The organism is Pseudomonas sp. GM48, from assembly GCF_000282335.1.
GTDB lineage: Bacteria > Pseudomonadota > Gammaproteobacteria > Pseudomonadales > Pseudomonadaceae > Aquipseudomonas.
In genome coordinates this window covers 35,840-53,750 of the sequence record NZ_AKJM01000109.1, presented here as the reverse complement: position 1 = coordinate 53,750, position 17,911 = coordinate 35,840, and the positions used below count along the sequence as shown (strand labels likewise).

The following is a 17,911-nucleotide window of genomic DNA, read 5'->3' as shown; positions in this document are numbered from 1 at the left end:
CGTCAGAGAGATCGTGCAAGCCAGATTTACGACTGCTGCGCAGCCGGACGCAGCCTTCGGCAGCTGCTACAAGGAAGGCGTAGCGTCTGGGTTCGCCTAGCTGATCGGCATTAGGGCTGTGGGCTTACCGGTTCGCACATGAAAAGCAGCGCTTTGGAGAGCGCATGGCCCAGGTGGCGACACGAGGCGTGGAACGATTGAGCTATTCCCGTTAACGATCAGTACTTGATGTCCCGGGCTGTGCGACGGGTATCTTGCTTGGTACTGCGCTTGTCCTGGCGACAGTCTGCATTGCTCTTGTCATTGCCCTTTCTGCAATCATCCTTGGTTTGCCGGGCAGTGGAGCGCCCTTCCTGCCTGGTATCGCGAGCTTCACGCCGCTGTTCACCCTGCTCGGTCGCGTAGGCAGGTAGCGTCACCCACTGCACGCCAGTGGCGATTAGCAGCATCGCCAGGGCTTTCAAGTAGTGCTTACGAATCATGATTTTTCTCCAGTTCCCAATCGCTCAGTCGCTTCGTTCGCCCACCCAAGAATTCAGCGAAAACGTGCATTACATCGTACGCTCACAACTCACTAAAGCACTTTGCGGTACGTGAAATCTGACGATAGGGCCACACAGGCAGTCGGGCAAGGCTGTTATGTGCATGATTGCAAAATGGATATCGGTAACGACCAGGCTTTTGCGTATGTGCGCGGTGACACATAGCAAAATCAGTCCAGCATCGAGCACCCGGCATGCCCCGCCATTCGAAGCTAACAAGTCGCACCCAGCACTTGCGCCGACTTCACCACGTCCTAGGAAATTTCCCGCAAAACGCATCGCCTTTCATGAACTGGCGCAGGCTGCTCCTCGCGGATAGCCTTCAGGGGTCGCTGCAAATCAGCGATCGGCTTTGACAGGCTGAAAAGTGTACCCTTCACATCTCCAGATCCGGCGACGTGCTTTCGCGCATGTAGTCACGATTATGGCGGCTGTGCGCGGGGCATCTTCGGGTGCACCGGGTTCTCACACTTCCGGTCTGTCAACCCGCGTATAGCTGCCACCCAATCCTGTTTGACAGCAGGTAATGGCAGCTTCTCTAAACAGTGTGAGGAATGCCATCTTGAAGAAGAACAGCCCTAATCCCCCGGAATCCCCAACTAATTTAGCTGAAGACAATATCGACTTATCCAACCTCTCCGAAACCACCGAGCCCGCCATCAGCGCCCGCTTCCGTAACCCCAATCACCTCGACCCCGTCAGCCACGTCTTCACCATCCGCCCCAACATCGACACACCGTCCCTGCTCACCCACGCCAGCGAAACCCTCGCCTCGCTCAACGTCATGAGCACTGACCTGGCCTGTGAGCTTGAGAGCTCACGTCGCAACATCGCGTTGGCGATCCAGCAACTGGCAGTGTTGGCTGAATTACTGGTGAACCGGGCGCTGGACAACATCGCGCCACTCGATGAAGCGGAGGCTTGAGATGGATAGATTCATGCCCATTACCGGCATCGACTGCACTATTGCTTCGCTGCTGATCGACACCGAGGCTCCACTGGATGTGCTGCACGAAACAGCTGCCTATCGCATTCGCACCGCGACGCAACTGCTGGAGAACCTCGCAGCAAACGAAGGCGTTTACAGCGAACTGGCGCGGGTGCTGGTGACGTCCCTGCGCGATGGTTGCGACTTGCTGGATGTGGTTGGACGGCGGCTGCAGATGCAAATTTGATCCTTGAAAAAATGGGCGATCTCATTGAGATTTCCCATTTTCATCACCTGCCTATGGCATTGAAATTAGCCAAACGTCAGGGCGAAAGGTGCTGCCGCGTGTTGTATTGCCCGCACCACATCAGGCGCTAGTTCCCGAAACCGTGAGTAGCGTTCAAGCACTACCTCAACCGCAGCCAGTAAACTCTGAATTCGCTCCTTGGGACGGTCGACCTCACACGTCAGTGCAAACTCCAACAGTCCCTGGCGGGAAGCAAACAACGACTTGTTACCCACCAGGTCCAGCGCCAATACGTCTTCAGGAATGTAGGCCGTTGTATTAACGATGTCGTATGCCGGCGCGAGGCGGGCGTCACGTTGGGTCGGCTCCGAATAGAGCAAGCCGAAGTTCTTCAAATGAGCATCGCCGTTCCCAACGATGCAGCTCAGCGCTACGCAATCGAAAAGTTGATCAAGAGACGTTCGTTGATTGTTTGCCGGACAAAACAGCCGAATCGCTTTGGCAATGGCTGCATAGCTTTTGCTGTACTTCTGATCGGCCGAAAGCCCCATCAAGGCTGCCATGTCCTCAAAACCAATCGGGTTGAGTTGGTCATCCCGGTCAAAGCGACGCATGACAAACAGCTTGGCATTGTCGGACAGGTAAAACTCCGGAACGGAAATACCCGCTTCCCTGGCAATGGACATGCAAAGGAACTCATTGATGGCCAGTCCTGGAAATTCTTCGCGGCCACTCTTGATAATCAAGTCCGAGGTTTTCGAGGTGGCTCGTCGTAACTCGAAATCCTGCTGCTCCGGCACCAGCACCTTTGGCTGAACACCCGAAATACCGGCCCTCAAAATATAGCGATCAAGCAAGTCGGCGAAGATATCTTCCGTACCATCCCACGTGAGAATTTCTTCGAGTTTTTCTCCAGGGAACTGCTGCTCACCCAACAAGGCATCAACGGCTTCGGAATGCACCTGAACCCTGCCAATAGGCGAACTGCTGCCAGAAAGAGCAAGCAGCAACATTGGATCGACGTTTACGGTTTTCGCCAGGCGATTGCGCAACTGCTCCAACATATAGCCTTCAGGGAGATTCATCTGGAATACGGGATGCAGATCCCGTCTACGAAACTCGTCAGCACGCACAGGCATTGACAGACTGACGGCCGTGTTGGGCAATGCGTCTTCTTGATAGCGGAAAATAAAATCATCGCCGCTGGTGAGGATTCGGCCGCTATGGCCCTCTGGCGTACTGACTTTGAGGGAGGCCATTTTCATTCGAACAACTCCCCAAGCTCTTCAAGGGTCGGCATCGTCGCCGGAACAACGGCGAGCTCGCAGTCCAAAGCGCTCAAGACTCTTGCATAAGCGTTCATGGCAACACTATGGGTACCCTTCTCGACAGCAATGACTTTCTGCCGCGTCAAACCGGCGAGCTCAGCAAGTCGAGCTTGTGTCAGGCCGCGCCTGATACGGGTTTCACGTATTTGGCTACCGAGTCGAGAGATCAGCAGGACGTATTCCATGTTCAGCTACCGTGACATTTATTTTTAAATGTATCGTATACAGAACATTATTGCGAATATGCCTTACTCACCCGCCTCACCCAAACCCCCACCAATATCCCCAACACAATCGACACCAACGGCACAGCGCCCACCCAGGTCAGCGTCGGAAACACCAACAATATCTGCGAGTCATTTCCACCCAGCATCATCGAGGCACCGGTCCCCATGAGTACGCCGGCCAGTAAATGCCTGCCTGCCGTCATCGCTTCGAACCGTTGATAGTTGAACGTACGACGATGCAATGTGTAACAGAGCATGCCCCCCAGCAACAGGCTGAACACCGCGACACGTTGCCGGGTCAGCATGTTTTCGCCCGGCAACCAGAACATTTGCGAGAGATCGTAAAAGAACACGCTGGGCGTCCACTGCGGTTCGAAGGTGTAGAGGGCGCTGGTCAGTGCGCCCAGCAGCAGGCTCGACAGCACCAGGTGTTTGTCGCCGTGGATCCGGATTAAAAACAGCAAAATCAGCAGCACGATGCCGATAACCAGCCAGTAATGGCGGCTAGTAATCATCGGCATTTGCAGCGCCCGGTGTTCGGTCAGCATGTTCAGGTGATGCCACAGCACGATGCCCAGCACCCAGCCGAGGATGGTGAAGACCTTGTTGAGGTTGCCGCTGGCGAGTTTGGTCAGGGTGCCGACGCTGCATCCGTCATTGAGCACCGAGGCAAGGCCGAACAACAGCCCGCCACCGACCAGCGATAAGTAGCCGACCTCGGGAATGAACAACGGCTGACTGACGCCAAACAAGGCGTAGAACGGCGCGAGCAACAGGCCGAACAAACCGCAACTGACCAACGACACGAACAGGGTCGGCCGGCGCTTGAGCAGCAGCCCCATGGCGTTGACCAGACACATGCCCATGCGTTGGGACACCCAGCCGACAAGGAACGCCAACAACAGCGAAATCAGCAGTGAAAGCACAGGCCTCCCTGTCTCCGGTCAGTGACATCGTGCCGATGCCTGAGAGAGAGCGTAGCCGCTGCGCAAACACTTCGGATGCCCCCGAAAAGCCCTTCTACACTCAATCCGCATATGCCCTACAACACCTGTCGAATAGGCCCTCATGACCACCCTGACAGCTCGCTTGAAACAAGGCAGGGATGCGCGCAAGAACTGCCCGCGCAGTTCACAGGCAACCCTGGGAAATGTTGACCGCGACCCAATTCCGCTGATCAAGGTGTCGAGTGAAGGCCGCATCAAATCACTGGTGGAGTTGCGCTACGGGCGCATGCTGGTGTCGCCTTTCACCTTCTATCGTGGCAACGCACTGTTGCAGGCCCACGACCTGGCGGGCACTTCGAACATGGGGTTGGTTTTGCCGATTTGTGGTGATTGCCACCTGATGAATTTCGGTGGTTTCGCAACGCCCGAACGCAACCTGCTGTTCAGCGTCAACGACTTCGACGAAGCCCATCCCGGGCCGTGGGAGTGGGACTTGAAACGCCTGGTTGCGAGCTTCCTGGTGGCCGCCCGCGACTTGCGCCATGGGGAATCCGTTGAGGAAACGATCTGCCACGAAGTGGTGCAAGCCTATCAGCAGACCATGCTGGAGTGCGCCGAACAGAGTGCGCTGGAAACCTGGTACGAATCCATCAGCTATGACGACCTGCTGGCGCAGGCCAACAAAAGCACCCTGGAACATGTGGAACGCGCCATTGCCAAAGCCGAACGTCGCGCCCATGCCGAACTGCTGCCAAAAATCAGCGAACGCGACGCCCATGGTCGTCTGATCATTCGCGATGACCTGCCGGAAATTTTCCACCTGCATAAAAACACTACGCTGCTGGGCGCCGATGATGACTGGTTGCGCCTCTCGGACTGGCGCCCGCTCTACGACACCTTCATGCGCGACTATCGCGGCACCCTGCAAGCGGACCGTCGCGATCTGGTCTCGCGGTTTCACGTTCAAGACATGGCGTTCAAAGTGGTGGGCGTCGGCAGTGTCGGCACCCGTTGTCTGGTGGCGCTGTTGACCGACGATCAAGAGTTCCCGCTGTTCCTGCAATTCAAGGAAGCACGGCGTTCGGTGCTCACGGGCTACGTGAAGACCAAGTCACGGGTGCGGCATGAGGGGCAGCGGGTGGTCGACGGTCAGCGGTTGATGCAATCGGCCAGCGACTTGTTCCTAGGCTGGACCACCGGTCCCAGCGGGCGACATTTCTATGTGCGGCAATTGCGCGATATGAAAATCTCCGCCGAACTCGAGACCTTCGACGGCGACGCATTCGCGGCCTATGGCCGGCTCTGTGGCCGGGCCCTGGCTCGCGCCCACGCCAAGTCTTCCGGGCGCGCGGCGGTGATCAGCGGCTACATCGGCAAGAGCGACGCACTGGCCGACGCGTTCTATAAATATGCCCAAGGCTATACCGAGCAGAACGAGCGCGATTTCGAGCAGTTCCAGCAAGCCTGTCGCAAGGGTCGATTGCGTGCACGGTCGGAAGCCGACTTTACCGCGGATCATTTGCCATAGCCGTATCGCAAGCGCTGGCGCGGGGCGTTGATCGAGATGAATTTTTCTTCACCCCATTGCTCCGCTGCTACCTGTACATTGCCCGCGCTCATTCAAGAAACTACGGTTTGCCCGCCCTCCCGCGGGCTTTTTTTTGCCTGCGAACTGGCCTGACAGCCACCACCGGTTGTATCCGTCCATCACTGTGCCAACCGCACGACGCTCCCTTCCGATTGCTCGGGCAGCAAACAGCCTTTGGCCATCCACTGGCAGTCTCTGGCCCAGCGATAGCCGGATTCCAGCTCGCCTCGGTCGTTGTAATAACCCAGCCGCAATTGAGTGGCACTCAGGTCGAGTTTGGCAAAACCAGCCCGCGAAGCAGTAAACGTGCTATCCGGTGTTGGCTCGTTCACAGCACTCAGCCTCTTGCCACCCGCCCCGGAAATGACCCACGCGGGTTCACCTGCACGCAACAGCAATTGCTGGTTGTGGTCATGACCTGACAAAAGCATATCGACGTGGTTGCGTTCCAGCACTGGCAAGAGCCGGGTGACCAGATCCGACTCCTCGCCATGCTCGCCTTGATTGCGCACCGGGTGATGGGACGCGGCTATTCGCCAAACCGGAGCAGGTCCGGGTGCCTGGAACGCCTGATCGATAAAGTCGATTTGCTGCTGCAAACGTTCACGTGGCGCCGAGGTATCGAGGAACACCATCCGCACCAATGGCCGCCCGTCGACGTTACCGAAATCCCTGACGTAGAAATTCGCCGGCATCTGCCAGCGACCCGAACCCTTGTGCTGTTGGCCGTACTCAATTTCGTATTTTTGCGACACCGGGTAATCGTGGTTACCCAGCACCGCGTAAGACGGCACATGGCTAAGCCAGTGTCCCCAATAGACACGCTCGAATCGGGTTTCCCAGTGGAAGTCGTGGGTACTGGTCAATGGCTTGCCGTAGAAGTTGTCGCCCAGGAACACCACCATGTCCAGGCGCCCCTCTCTGGACGCAACCCGCTCCATGGCTTGCCCCACCCGCCACTGCTGCAAGTCACCACTGCCCTGGTCACCCACCGCGATCATCGAAACCGATGCAGGGTCCAGACCGCTCAGCGGAACATAGGGCGATGGTGGCGTGAACAACCAAAAACCACCGACGAATAACAGAACAACGAGAGCGACGCCGGAGCAAAGCACGATCCTTACAGGCACCGAACGTTTTGCAGAAATCGAGGGGGAAACTGTGCGTTTCAATCAGGGGCTCACAGGGCTTGGAAAGCCAGGCAGGGTGGCGAAATGAAGAGCGATCTACACCCCCAATGGATCACAGTATTTGTTCACATTTTGTTAAGAAATCGTTCCGTATACTTTTTCTCGGCCTGTTTTTTGGTTCTTCACGGAATCCCGGACAACAAAAAACCCGCAGCCCTTTCGGATTGCGGGTTTTGCGGTTCAATCGTCAGCTCAATTCACAGACTGAGGCTGAGCCGGCAACACCGTTTTTTCCCTGCTCTTGAGCACCGGCATTTCCAGCCGTGCCCGCCCGTAAAACGCCAGCGCCGTCAGCAAACACGCCAGCCACACAAAGATCCCGGCCCATAAGGTGTGGGACATGTAGTGCCAGCCTTGCAGTACCCGCGTGGTGCCATAGATGAAACCGAGGGTCAGCGAGCCGTACATGATCGCTTTCGAATAGCGCCAGCGGTAGCGACGAGCCACGAAGTACAACGCCAGCATGGTGAACCCGCCCGACGCGTGCCCGCCCGGCCAGCAGCGCCCCGGACCGGCAACTTTCAGCAGGTCGAAATTCTCGTACCACTCGACGTGCTCCATTTTGCCGCCGTACAGGGTGGTCTCGATCGGGCAGTACACGCTGGTGTGGCCCTTGAGGTAGTGAATTACCCCGGTGCTGATGGAGAACGCGAACACCACGTAGAGAAAATCGCGACGGTGCCGGGTGGCAAAGCGCAGCACCGGTGCGACTTTGATTTTTTCCAGGAAGGCGATGATTTTCGAATGCTTTTCGGCCTTCAGGCGCGGCCAGAGAAATGACAGCAAGGCCCCGATAATCGCAATCTCGCCCGTCCAGTTCGGGATGATCCGCGCCCACTTATGGGTAATTTTTTCGAACAGATGAACCTGGTCCAGCGGGTACGTCTGCGTCAGCGGATCAAAAAAATAGTTGTTGAACGCGATGTCGATTTTGGTCATGTCGAACATCAGGAACACCACGACCGCGCAGGCCAGAGGAATACCGAAATTCACCCAGTAAAAGCGGTAGCGAGAAGCGGTCAGCATTGTGAATCCTGATTCAAAAAGAAGAGGGAGAAACTCAATGAGTACTCACCGAGCTCCAGTCAGAAGCATCGATGAAACCAAGCATGCGCGGAGTTTGCGGGGTTTCGGCGGAAATAAACAGTGAAGCGCCATACCCCAGGGTCGAAGGCGGTAACTTGAGGTCTATTTCCAGTTGCTCCATGCATTCGCTGTGGGTCACCAGAACCAGGTTACGTCCGGCAACCTTGTGCGCCAACGCGTCGCGCAGCATGGTGCCCTTGCAAATGATCAGCCAGTCTTCGCCCGTGCCGACCTTGTTGAACATGAAGTTGGCGGTCTGTGCCGTGCGCAGGATCGGGCTGTTGTAGATATCGGCCTTGTCCAGGCCCAGGTGTTTGAACTGAGCCCCAAGGCTCTCGGCAACACGGCGAGAGCGCTCGGTAATGCCATCGTTACCAACCAGGCACGGCGCAGAGGAGTGGTCGCAGCGCTCGACGTGGCGCACCAGTACGATCACGTCGCCCTTGGCCCATCCCGTCATCAGCGCCTGTGCACCGGCCACATTGCCGTGAGCCAGGTCCGGCGCGGTGGCGGGACGCAGCAAAAACACGGTCAGCGGGATAACCAGCAGCGCCGAGGCCAACACCACAGCAGCGTTGCGATAGCGGGCGAAACGGTTCAGATCGATCGAGCGTTTTATCCCGAAAAGACTCAGTCTTAATTCCACATCAAGCCGCCTCGCCGGCAAACACCACCCCATTAGATCCCGCAAGGTTAGAGAAACATGCGTCGGTGACTGGTGAAACGCATGTGAAAAAAAGCTTAAAAACGCTGTAAAAATTTTGTTACAGAATCCGTTCGACAAAATCCTTTCAGCTCCAGGGATTGCGGCCGATACATCCTGCTTACACAGCTTGGCGGCCCCCAAAAAAAACAATCTTCCAGCCAACCGACAAACAAGAAGCACTACGTTCCTGGAGGAATTTGATGAATAGCTGGTTCGGCAACATCAGCGTGAACCTGAAACTGGGCCTGGGATTTGGCCTGGTTCTGGCACTGACCTGCGTCCTCGCCCTGACCGGCTGGACCAGCCTGGGCGGGTTGATTGACCGCAGCAACTGGATGAGCGACATCACCCAGCTCAATGGCGGCTTGACCAAGCTGCGCGTGGTTCGCCTGCAGTACATGCTGACCAACGGCGACGAAACCGCCGCGCAGACCGTGCAGACCACCCTCGACGCCTTCTCGGCTCAGCAGCAAGCCCTGCTGGCGAAGTTCAAGAGCCCGGAAAACCTCAAGCTGCTCAGGGAGCAGGGCGCCGTCATCGATGCCTACAAGACGTCCCTCGACAAAATGCGCAACGCCTATCGCACCGGTAACAGCGCCCGTGATGCCATGAGCACCAGCGCCGAAACCGCCAACACGCTGATCAACGACATCAACGCCCGCGTGCAGCAAATGCCGTTAAGCGACCAGCGCTTCGAGCAGTTCCAGGCCATCACCGCGGCCAAGGAAGCGTTCCTGCTGGCCCGCTACGAAGTGCGCGGCTATACCGCCACCACCAACGCCGAGACCGAGCAAAAAGCCGTCGGCCAACTGGACGCGGCCATCGCCAGCCTGAAACTGTTGAACGCACAGTTCGCCGATACCCAGCAAGACGCCCTGCATCGGCTGGAAGCTGCACTGGGCAACTACCGCAGTGCCTTGCAGGCCTACAAGGCCGCCAACAATGACGCGGTGCAGGCGCGCAAGGAAATGACCGACCAGGGCGTCGCCATCGTGTCCCAGAGCGATCAGTTGTACCAGATCCAGCTCGACCGCCGTGACGCCGAAAGCGCCCGGGCGCGCACTCTGCAACTGATCAGTACGTTACTGGCGTTGCTGGTGGGCATCATTGCCGCCGTGGTCATCACTCGCCAGATCACCCGCCCATTGCGTGAAACCCTGGCGGTGGTCGATCGCATCGCCAGCGGTGACTTGTCCCAAAACGTCCTGGTTACCCGCCGCGACGAACTCGGCGTGTTGCAGCAAGGCATCGCGCGCATGGGCGTGACCCTGCGCGACTTGATCAGCGGCATCCGCGACGGCGTGACCCAGATCGCCAGCGCCGCTGAAGAGCTGTCGGCCGTGACCGAACAGACCAGCGCCGGGGTCAACAGCCAGAAAGTCGAGACCGATCAGGTCGCGACCGCCATGCACGAGATGACCGCCACCGTGCAGGAAGTCGCGCGCAACGCTGAAGAAGCCTCGCAAGCCGCTGCCGCGGCGGACGGCGAAGCCCGTGAGGGTGACAAAGTGGTCAACGAAGCCATCGCCCAGATCGAACGCCTGGCCAGCGAAGTGGTGCGCTCCACCGAAGCCATGAGCGTGTTGCAACAGGAAAGCGACAAGATCGGCAGCGTCATGGACGTGATCAAGGCCGTGGCCGAACAGACCAACCTGCTGGCGCTCAATGCCGCCATTGAAGCAGCCCGCGCCGGTGAGGCCGGTCGTGGTTTTGCCGTGGTGGCCGACGAGGTTCGTGGCCTGGCCCAGCGCACGCAGAAATCCACCGAGGAAATCGAAGGCCTGGTGGCCGGCCTGCAGAACGGCACGCAGCAAGTGTCGGCGGTGATGAATAACAGCCGCGTCCTCACCGACAGCAGCGTGGCCCTGACCCGCAAGGCTGGCGAGTCACTGGAGAACATCACCCGCACAGTGTCCAACATCCAGTCGATGAACCAGCAAATCGCCGCCGCCGCCGAACAGCAAAGCGCCGTGGCCGAAGAGATCAGCCGCAGCATTATCAACGTGCGTGACGTGTCCGAACAGACTGCTGCTGCCAGCGATGAAACGGCGGCGTCGAGTGTTGAACTGGCGCGGCTGGGCAATCAGTTGCAGATGATGGTGAGTCATTTCAGGGTCTAGGCCGCGCACTTCAGTGAGTTGACAGGAAGCCCTTTGAACAAAGGGCTTCTCTCATTTCAGGCCGTCGAGCTGCTTATTTGGCGAAGTTTTCGATCTTTACCTGGCCCTCAGGAAAGGTGGCGATGATTTCCAACTCGCCACCCATGGCGCGGATGTAGTTGCGCAATGTGCTGATGTACATGTCCGTGCGTCGTTCCATTTTTGAGATTGCTGCCTGGTTGACGTGGAGTGCTTTGGCCAACGTGTCCTGGCTCAATGCCTGAGCCTGACGCAACTCGTGCAACGGCATTTCTGCTCGCAGTTTTTTAACCAAGGCCTCGACACGCGCTTGAGACTCGGGAGAGCGACGCGCTACCAACTCAGAAAATTTTTTAGCCATTGTCATAGCCCTCTGTCTTCAATGTTTCCAAGTGCTCGTCGTACAGCCGCTCAGCCAGCGGCACATGCTCCTGATACCAACGGTCCTTGCCGGTTTTGTCGCCGCCAATCAGCAGAATCGCACAACGTCTGGGATCAAAGGCATACAGCACTCGATATGGCTTGCCTGCATGTTGCACCCGCAATTCGCGCAGATTTCCGTGCCGCGAGCCCTTGATATCGCTGGTAAACGGGAATCCCAAGTGCGGTCCCTCATCTCCGAGCAACGTGACTGAGGCTTGCACTGAGTCCTGCTCCGCCTCATTGAGTCGATCCCACCAGGCCTCAAATTCATCCGTGTATTCAACGTCCCATTTCATACAAATATGCCACCCGCGGAATATAACCTCAAGGGAATAACTGTATGAGCTCCAGCGGCCCTTCGAATACCCTTGAGCCCCCACGCAATTGTTAATGATGATTGCTGGAGGAACCTGGATGTCGCCGAATTTTGAGCGAGGTACGGGCGCTGGCGGATTACTGGATGGCGTTGCAGGCGGGTGGCATCAGCCTGGATATGGGCAAGGCCAGTTCCCACGCAGTGCGTGGGAATCAATCAATGGCAGGCTAAACCTCAGACACAAATCGCATTGGTAAACACCAACCGATTGCCGAACGGATCGCTGATGGTCATGTCCTGGCTGCCCCAGGGCATGGCCTGGATCTGTGGATGCGCAAACGCGTACTCCCTGGCCAGCAGTTGCTGCTGGAAGGCTTCCAGTTCATCGGTCTCGATGCGCAAGGCCGAGCCTGGCGTGCTGTCGCCATTGTGTTCGGACAGGTGCAGCACGCACTCACCTCGCGAGACTTGCAGGTACAACGGGAAACCGGCTTCGAAACGATGCTGCCAGTCGATCTTGAAACCGAGAAAATCGACGTAAAACTCCACTGCCTGGGCTTCGTCGAAAATACGCAGGATCGGAGTGGTTTTGCCGAAGCTCATCGGGTTGCTCCCAGACTGTGAAAGACCTGTAGGAGCGAGCTTGCTCGCGATGGTCGTTAATGATGACGCGTGTCTACTGGGTAAACGCTGCGCTCTTTTGTCCATCGCGAGCAAGCTCGCTCCTACAAAATACGTAACCGAACAGCAATGATAGTCGGACTTGATATCAGTCCTTCGGCGCGGAAACGCCATTCTTTAGTCTCAAAATGCCATCACTGTGACGCAGTCCTCGAAACGTCACTGAAACCCTGTGCGCAAATCCCCTTCCCGGGCCAGAAACCGCCCTTCCCTGCGCCCGTTGGCCTGGCCATCGCGGTAACTCAACACTCCGTTGACCCATACGCCCTCGATGCCTTGCGCTGCCCGCTGCGGATCGTTGAAATCGGCGACATCACGGATGGTCGCCGGATCGAACAACACCAGGTCCGCCCAATGGCCTTCGCGGATTTCCCCGCGAGCCTTCAAACCGAAGCGTGCCGCCGACAGTCCGGTCATTTTGTGCACGGCGGTGTGCAGCGGGAACAGTCCTACGTCCCGGCTGAAATGTCCGAGCACCCGGGGGAATGCGCCCCACAAGCGTGGGTGCGGAAACGGGTCTTCCGGCAAACCGTCGGAGCCGACCATCGACAGCGGATGCGCGAGGATCCGGCGCACATCCGCCTCATCCATTCCGTAGTACACCGCACCGGCCGGTTGTAGTTGGCGGGCGGCCTCCAGCAACGGCACATTCCATTCGGCGGCAATGTCCATCAGGTCGCGGCCGCCCATCTGCGGATGCGGCGTCGACCAGGTAATGGTGATGCGGTGGGCATCGGTCACCTGCTTGAGGTCCAGGGTCGATGAGCTCGCGGCATAGGGATAACAGTCGCAGCCAACCGGATGGCTCTTCGCCGCCTCTTCGAGGGACGCCAACAGCTGCGGACTACGCCCCCAGTTACCGGCGCCGGCGCATTTGAGGTGGGAAATGATCACCGGGCTTTGCGCATGGCGACCGATCTGGAACGCCTCGTTCATGGCCTCCAGCACCGGTTCGAATTCGCTGCGCAAATGGGTGGTGTAGACCGCACCAAACGCCGACAACTCTTCGGTCAGTTGCATCACTTCATCGGTCGATGCCGAAAAGGCGCTGGCATAGGCAAGGCCGGTGGACAGGCCCAGCGCGCCGGCCTCAAGGCTCTCGCGCAGCTGCTCGCGCATCGCGGCGATTTCATCCGCCGTGGCGGTGCGGAACAGGTCGTCCAGATGATTGCTGCGCAACGCCGTGTGGCCCACCAGCGCCGCGACGTTCAGCGTAGTGTTCGCCGCTTCGACTGCCGCGCGGTAGTCACTGAACTTCGGATAGACGAACGCAGCGGCCGTGCCGAGCAGGTTCATCGGATCCGGCGGATCGCCGCGCAAACTCACCGGCGAAGCACTGATCCCGCAGTTGCCGACAATGACCGTGGTCACGCCCTGGCTGAGCTTGGGCAGCATCTGCGGTTGGCGAATGACCACGGTGTCGTCATGGGTGTGCACGTCGATGAAACCCGGCGCCAGCACATGGCCCTGCGCGTCAATTTCTTCGCTGGCGTGGGCATCGCACAAGTCGCCGATGCGCTCGATGCGACCATTCAGAATCGCCACGTCGGCGGGGTAACCGGGGTTGTTGCTGCCGTCGATGATCAGGGCGTTGCGAATCAGCGTGTCGTACTGCATGTCAGTCTCCCAGCGGCAAATGGTCGTCGCCGCCGCGGTATTCGTCGAGGGCGAGTTTGATTCGCCGCAGACGTTCTTGATTGTCTTCAGGGTTGGCCAGGGCCAGCTCGGTGGCGAGCACATCGATGGCCAGCAGCATGCCGTAGCGCGCCGCCGTGGGTTTGTAGATGAACGAGGTTTCGGCACTTTGCAGGGGCAGGACGATGTCGGCCAGTTGCGCCAGCGGCGAATCGCCGCGAGTGATGGCCAGAATGCGTGCGCCGTAGTTGCGCGCCAGCTCCACCGTTTCAATCAGCTCCGGGGTAATGCCGGTGAGAGAGCAGACAATCACTACGTGTTCGGCGCTGAGGCTGGCGGCGGTGACACGCATCATCACCGCATCGTGGCACGCCGCAATCGGATAGCCGAGACGCACCAGGCGCACTTGCAGTTCATCGCTGCACAGGGTCGAGCAGCCGCCCATGCCGAAAGCGTGAATCATCCGCGCCTTGCCCAGCAGTTTCGCCGCATCGGCGAAACGCGACTCATCGAACGCCGCCAGGTGCTGGCGCAAGGTCGATTCGATGTCGCCGACGATTTGCCCGTAGAACGCCGACTGCTCGGGCGTGCCCGCCGGGTCGAGAAATCGGCTGCCAACGCCGCTGGCCTGGGCCAGTTGCAAACGCAAGTCACGCAAATCCCGACAGCCGACGGTGCGGGCGAAACGTGACAGCGTGGCGCTGCTGACCTCTGCCCGCAGCGCCAGTTCATCGAGGCTGGCGGAAGCGGCAAATCCTACGTCGTCGAGCATCAGGCGTGCGATGCGTCCTTCACCGGCGCTGAAGGAGTCCTGACGGGCGCGGATCTGGTAGAGGATGTCCATGCGGGTGGCTCCGGCTAAATCAGATAAGAAAGGCCAACGGTCAGGCCGAAGGCGACGACCGAGATCAATGTCTCGAGCACGGTCCAAGTCTTGAAGGTTTGGGCAACGGTCATGTTGAAGTATTCCTTGATCAACCAGAAACCGCCGTCGTTAACGTGGGAAAAGATAACCGACCCGGCGCCCGTCGCCAGCACCAGCAGCTCCGGATGGGGATAACCCAGACCAATGGCCACTGGCGCGACCACACCTGAAGCAGTGGTCATGGCCACAGTGGCAGAACCAGTGGCGATGCGCATCAGCGCGGCGAACAGCCAGCCCATCAACAGCGGCGACAGGTGAAACTCGTGGGCCAGGCCGACGATCTGGTCGGTGACGCCGGCGTCCACCAGAATTCGGTTCAAGCCACCACCGGCGCCCACCAGCAAGGTGATACTCGCGGTCGGCGCCAGACATTCGTTGGTGAACTTGAGGATCGATTCGCGGTTAAAGCCCTGAGCCAGGCCGAGGGTCCAGAAACTCAGCAATGTGGCCAGCAACAGCGCGATCACCGAGTTGCCGATGAACAGCAGGAACTGGTTGAAACCACTGCCCGGCGTGGAAATCAGATTGGCCCAGCCGCCGATCAGCATCAGCACCACCGGCAACAGGATGGTCGCCATGGTGATGCCGAACCCCGGCAAGCTGTCGCGGGGTTCGCGCTCGAGGAACTGACGCTCCAGCGGGTTTTCCGCCGGTAACTGAATGCGCGGCACAATGAATTTGGCGTACAGGGGACCGGCAATGATCGCGGTCGGAATACCGATCAGGATCGCGTACATCAACGTCTGCCCCACCGACGCCTGATACACCTGCACTGCCAGCATCGCCGCCGGATGCGGCGGCACCAGCGCATGCACCACCGAAAGCCCGGCGACCATCGGCAAGCCGACCATCAGGATCGAGACGCCCACGCGCCGCGCCACGGTAAACGCAATCGGCACCAGCAAAACGAAACCGACTTCGAAGAACAGCGGCAGGCCGACCAGAAACGCGATAGTCACCATCGCCCAATGCGCGTTCTTCTCGCCAAAGCGGTCGATCAAGGTCCGGGCCACCTGCTCGGCGCCGCCGGACTCGGCCATCATCTTGCCGAGCATGGTCCCCAGCGCCACCACCAGTGCGATGTGCCCCAGGGTTTTGCCGACGCCCGCCTCATAGGCGCCCACAACACCCGACGGCGGCATCCCCGCCACCAGCGCCAGGCCGATGGAAATCAGGGTGATGACAATGAACGGGTTTAGCCGGTAACGGGCGATCAGAACGATCAGTGCAATGATGGCGATGGCGGCATACACCAGCAGCCAATAGCCGAAGGACAGGGTCATGCGGTACTCCTCGAGAGGGTCACGTCGAAATATTTGTGAAACTCTTAAAACATTTCGAATAGAGATTTTCAAACGAGGTGAAAGTAATTTTCGTGCAGAGGTAAGGGATGTCGCGCAGGGGTATGGCGTGTCGCGAATTATGAAAGTCGGCCGTGTGAATTTTCATCACCAACAACAGATCTTTCCCCCGCCCAGCGTGGGAAAGATCGAATGGCTGGATTCAGTCGTGATGCACCCGGGCCCGCTTGAGCAATTTCTTGCAACGCTCGGACAAGTGCAGCACTCGCAGGTGCTTGCCGGCCTTGGCGTAGCGCTCGCGCAAGGTGCCCAGCGCGGCAATGGCCGAGTAGTCGACAAAACTCAGGTGGCGGCAATCCAGGGTCACTTGCACCGGGTCGTTGGCCGGATCGAACTGATTGAGAAAGGGTGTGGTCGAGGCGAAGAACAGCGTGCCATGCACCCGGTACAACTTGCTGCCGTCGTTCTCAAGGTGACTGTCGGCATACAGCTGTCGGGCCTGCTGCCAGGCAAAGTTCAGCGCAGCAATGATGATGCCGCAAAGCACCGCGATGGCCAGATCGGTGAAAACGGTAATCACCGTCACCGCGATGATCACCAGCGCATCGTTCAGCGGCACCTTGTTCATCACCCGCAGCGAGGCCCAGGCGAAGGTCTGTTGCGCAACCACGAACATCACCCCGACCAACGCAGCCAATGGAATGCGCTCGATCAGCGGCGACAGAAAAAGAATGAACAGCAGGATCGACACTCCGGCCACCACCCCGGACAAGCGCCCGCGGCCACCGGAACTGAGGTTGATCACGGTCTGGCCGATCATGGCGCAACCGCCCATGCCGCCGAACACACCGGACACCACATTCGCCGCCCCCAGCGCCACGCACTCGCGATCCGGGTAACCACGGCTCTCGGTGATTTCGTCGGTGAGGTTGAGGGTCAACAGGGTTTCCAGCAACCCGACCAGCGCCATCAGGATCGCATAGGGCGCGATGATGCGCAGGGTGTCCAGGTTCCACGCAATGTCCGGCAGCGCCAGTGTCGGCAGGCCACCGGCAATGTGCGCCATGTCGCCGAGGGTACGGGTCGGCAGGCCGAGTAGATACACCGCCAGGCCCACGCCGAGAATCGCCACCAGCGCCGGCGGCACGGTGCGGGTCAGCCGCGGCAGCACGTAGACAACGGCCATGGTCACCGCGACCAGGCCAAGCATCATGTACAGCGGTGTACCGCTCAACCAGGCTTCACCGCTCTTGAAGTGCTCCATTTGCGCCAGCGCAATGATGATCGCCAGGCCATTGACGAAGCCGAGCATCACCGGGTGCGGCACCATGCGCACCAGTTTGCCGAGCTTGAGCAGCCCGAACGCCATCATGATCAGCCCGCCCAGCAACACCGTGGCCAGCAAGTACTGCACGCCGTGTTGCACCACCAGCGCGACGATCACCACGGCCATCGAGCCGGCCGCCCCGGACACCATGCCCGGTCGCCCGCCAAACAACGCGGTCAGCGTGCAAATGATGAACGCGCCATAAAGCCCCATCAGCGGATTGAGGTGGGCCACCAGCGCGAAAGCGATGCACTCGGGCAACAGGGCGAAGGAAGTGGTAAGTCCGGCCAGGACATCGGCGCGTAGACGTTTTGCTTTCATGGAGGGATCGCACACAGGGAGAGACGAGAAAAGAGTGTGCGGATGTTACGGAATC

The 17,911-nt window shown here is 58.9% G+C and carries 18 protein-coding genes and 1 pseudogene; 5 read left to right on the top strand and 14 right to left on the bottom strand.

Features of this window, described 5'->3' with window-relative positions:
• Nucleotides 1-218: 218 nt before the first annotated feature.
• Nucleotides 219-482: a hypothetical protein gene (locus PMI28_RS09540; RefSeq protein WP_007989062.1), complete on the bottom strand. Its 264-nt coding sequence runs from the start codon at nucleotides 480-482 to the stop codon at nucleotides 219-221.
• A gap of 622 nt (nucleotides 483-1,104) precedes the next feature.
• Between PMI28_RS09540 and PMI28_RS09545 the strand changes: the two genes are divergently transcribed.
• Both PMI28_RS09545 and PMI28_RS09550 read left to right on the top strand, forming a co-directional pair.
• Nucleotides 1,105-1,467 (top strand): DUF6124 family protein, encoded by a 363-nt coding sequence (locus PMI28_RS09545; protein WP_007989059.1) that lies wholly within the window; start codon nucleotides 1,105-1,107, stop codon nucleotides 1,465-1,467.
• Nucleotide 1,468: 1 nt separating this feature from the next.
• Nucleotides 1,469-1,717, top strand: coding sequence for a hypothetical protein (locus PMI28_RS09550; RefSeq protein ID WP_007989057.1), 249 nt, complete (start codon nucleotides 1,469-1,471; stop codon nucleotides 1,715-1,717).
• A gap of 65 nt (nucleotides 1,718-1,782) precedes the next feature.
• Here PMI28_RS09550 and PMI28_RS09555 read toward each other — a convergent pair whose 3' ends face one another.
• Genes PMI28_RS09555 through PMI28_RS09565 form a run of 3 tightly spaced genes read right to left on the bottom strand, consistent with a single transcriptional unit; the run spans nucleotide 1,783 to nucleotide 4,198 of the window.
• Nucleotides 1,783-2,982 (bottom strand): type II toxin-antitoxin system HipA family toxin, encoded by a 1,200-nt coding sequence (locus PMI28_RS09555; protein WP_007989056.1) that lies wholly within the window; start codon nucleotides 2,980-2,982, stop codon nucleotides 1,783-1,785.
• A complete protein-coding gene (locus PMI28_RS09560) occupies nucleotides 2,979-3,230 on the bottom strand; it encodes a helix-turn-helix domain-containing protein (protein ID WP_007989054.1) in 252 nt (83 codons plus the stop codon). Before PMI28_RS09560 ends, PMI28_RS09555 begins: the two co-directional genes overlap by 4 nt.
• Nucleotides 3,231-3,277: 47 nt before the next feature.
• Nucleotides 3,278-4,198, bottom strand: coding sequence for a YeeE/YedE thiosulfate transporter family protein (locus tag PMI28_RS09565; RefSeq protein ID WP_007989052.1), 921 nt, complete (start codon nucleotides 4,196-4,198; stop codon nucleotides 3,278-3,280).
• A gap of 142 nt (nucleotides 4,199-4,340) precedes the next feature.
• On the opposite strand from PMI28_RS09565, the gene PMI28_RS09570 reads away from it, so the two are divergent.
• Complete coding sequence (locus PMI28_RS09570; RefSeq protein WP_007989050.1) at nucleotides 4,341-5,747, top strand: DUF2252 domain-containing protein; 1,407 nt, start codon at nucleotides 4,341-4,343, stop codon at nucleotides 5,745-5,747.
• A 179-nt stretch (nucleotides 5,748-5,926) separates the two neighbouring features.
• Here the strand turns inward: PMI28_RS09570 and PMI28_RS09575 are convergent, their stop codons facing one another.
• The 3 genes from PMI28_RS09575 to PMI28_RS09585 form a co-directional block, all read right to left on the bottom strand.
• Nucleotides 5,927-6,868: a metallophosphoesterase gene (locus PMI28_RS09575; RefSeq protein ID WP_238540704.1), complete on the bottom strand. Its 942-nt coding sequence runs from the start codon at nucleotides 6,866-6,868 to the stop codon at nucleotides 5,927-5,929.
• Nucleotides 6,869-7,189: 321 nt separating this feature from the next.
• The gene (locus PMI28_RS09580) at nucleotides 7,190-8,023 is read right to left on the bottom strand and encodes a phosphatase PAP2 family protein (protein WP_007989047.1); all 834 of its coding nucleotides are present in this window, start codon (nucleotides 8,021-8,023) and stop codon (nucleotides 7,190-7,192) included.
• A gap of 34 nt (nucleotides 8,024-8,057) precedes the next feature.
• Complete coding sequence (locus PMI28_RS09585) at nucleotides 8,058-8,729, bottom strand: histidine phosphatase family protein (RefSeq protein WP_007989045.1); 672 nt, start codon at nucleotides 8,727-8,729, stop codon at nucleotides 8,058-8,060.
• Nucleotides 8,730-8,989: 260 nt separating this feature from the next.
• Between PMI28_RS09585 and PMI28_RS31635 the strand changes: the two are divergent.
• Together PMI28_RS31635 and PMI28_RS31630 are read left to right on the top strand one after the other, a co-directional pair.
• Nucleotides 8,990-10,051 (top strand): annotated as a pseudogene (locus PMI28_RS31635) (methyl-accepting chemotaxis protein); the annotation flags it as partial.
• On the top strand, nucleotides 10,046-10,909 hold the full coding sequence (locus PMI28_RS31630) for a methyl-accepting chemotaxis protein (protein WP_405046330.1): 864 nt from the start codon (nucleotides 10,046-10,048) through the stop codon (nucleotides 10,907-10,909). The pseudogene PMI28_RS31635 and the gene PMI28_RS31630, both read left to right, overlap by 6 nt.
• Nucleotides 10,910-10,982: 73 nt before the next feature.
• Here PMI28_RS31630 and PMI28_RS09595 read toward each other — a convergent pair whose 3' ends face one another.
• The 7 genes from PMI28_RS09595 to PMI28_RS09625 form a co-directional block, all read right to left on the bottom strand.
• A complete protein-coding gene (locus PMI28_RS09595; RefSeq protein ID WP_007989040.1) occupies nucleotides 10,983-11,288 on the bottom strand; it encodes an XRE family transcriptional regulator in 306 nt (101 codons plus the stop codon).
• Entirely contained in the window at nucleotides 11,281-11,646 is a 366-nt protein-coding gene (locus PMI28_RS09600; protein WP_007989038.1) for a type II toxin-antitoxin system RelE/ParE family toxin, read from the bottom strand. The genes PMI28_RS09595 and PMI28_RS09600 overlap by 8 nt, the downstream gene beginning before the upstream one ends.
• A 254-nt stretch (nucleotides 11,647-11,900) precedes the next feature.
• Nucleotides 11,901-12,269, bottom strand: a complete 369-nt coding sequence (locus tag PMI28_RS09605) for a glyoxalase superfamily protein (protein WP_007989035.1) — start codon at nucleotides 12,267-12,269, stop codon at nucleotides 11,901-11,903.
• 237 nt (nucleotides 12,270-12,506) lie between these two features.
• Nucleotides 12,507-13,964: an N-acyl-D-amino-acid deacylase family protein gene (locus PMI28_RS09610; protein ID WP_007989034.1), complete on the bottom strand. Its 1,458-nt coding sequence runs from the start codon at nucleotides 13,962-13,964 to the stop codon at nucleotides 12,507-12,509.
• Nucleotide 13,965: 1 nt separating this feature from the next.
• Nucleotides 13,966-14,826: a MurR/RpiR family transcriptional regulator gene (locus tag PMI28_RS09615; RefSeq protein WP_007989032.1), complete on the bottom strand. Its 861-nt coding sequence runs from the start codon at nucleotides 14,824-14,826 to the stop codon at nucleotides 13,966-13,968.
• 14 nt (nucleotides 14,827-14,840) lie between these two features.
• Nucleotides 14,841-16,190 carry a GntT/GntP/DsdX family permease gene (locus tag PMI28_RS09620; RefSeq protein ID WP_007989030.1) on the bottom strand — a complete coding sequence of 450 codons (1,350 nt, stop codon included), beginning with the start codon at nucleotides 16,188-16,190 and terminating at the stop codon, nucleotides 14,841-14,843.
• Between the two features lie 220 nt (nucleotides 16,191-16,410).
• Nucleotides 16,411-17,856: a SulP family inorganic anion transporter gene (locus PMI28_RS09625; protein WP_007989028.1), complete on the bottom strand. Its 1,446-nt coding sequence runs from the start codon at nucleotides 17,854-17,856 to the stop codon at nucleotides 16,411-16,413.
• Nucleotides 17,857-17,911: the final 55 nt, after the last annotated feature.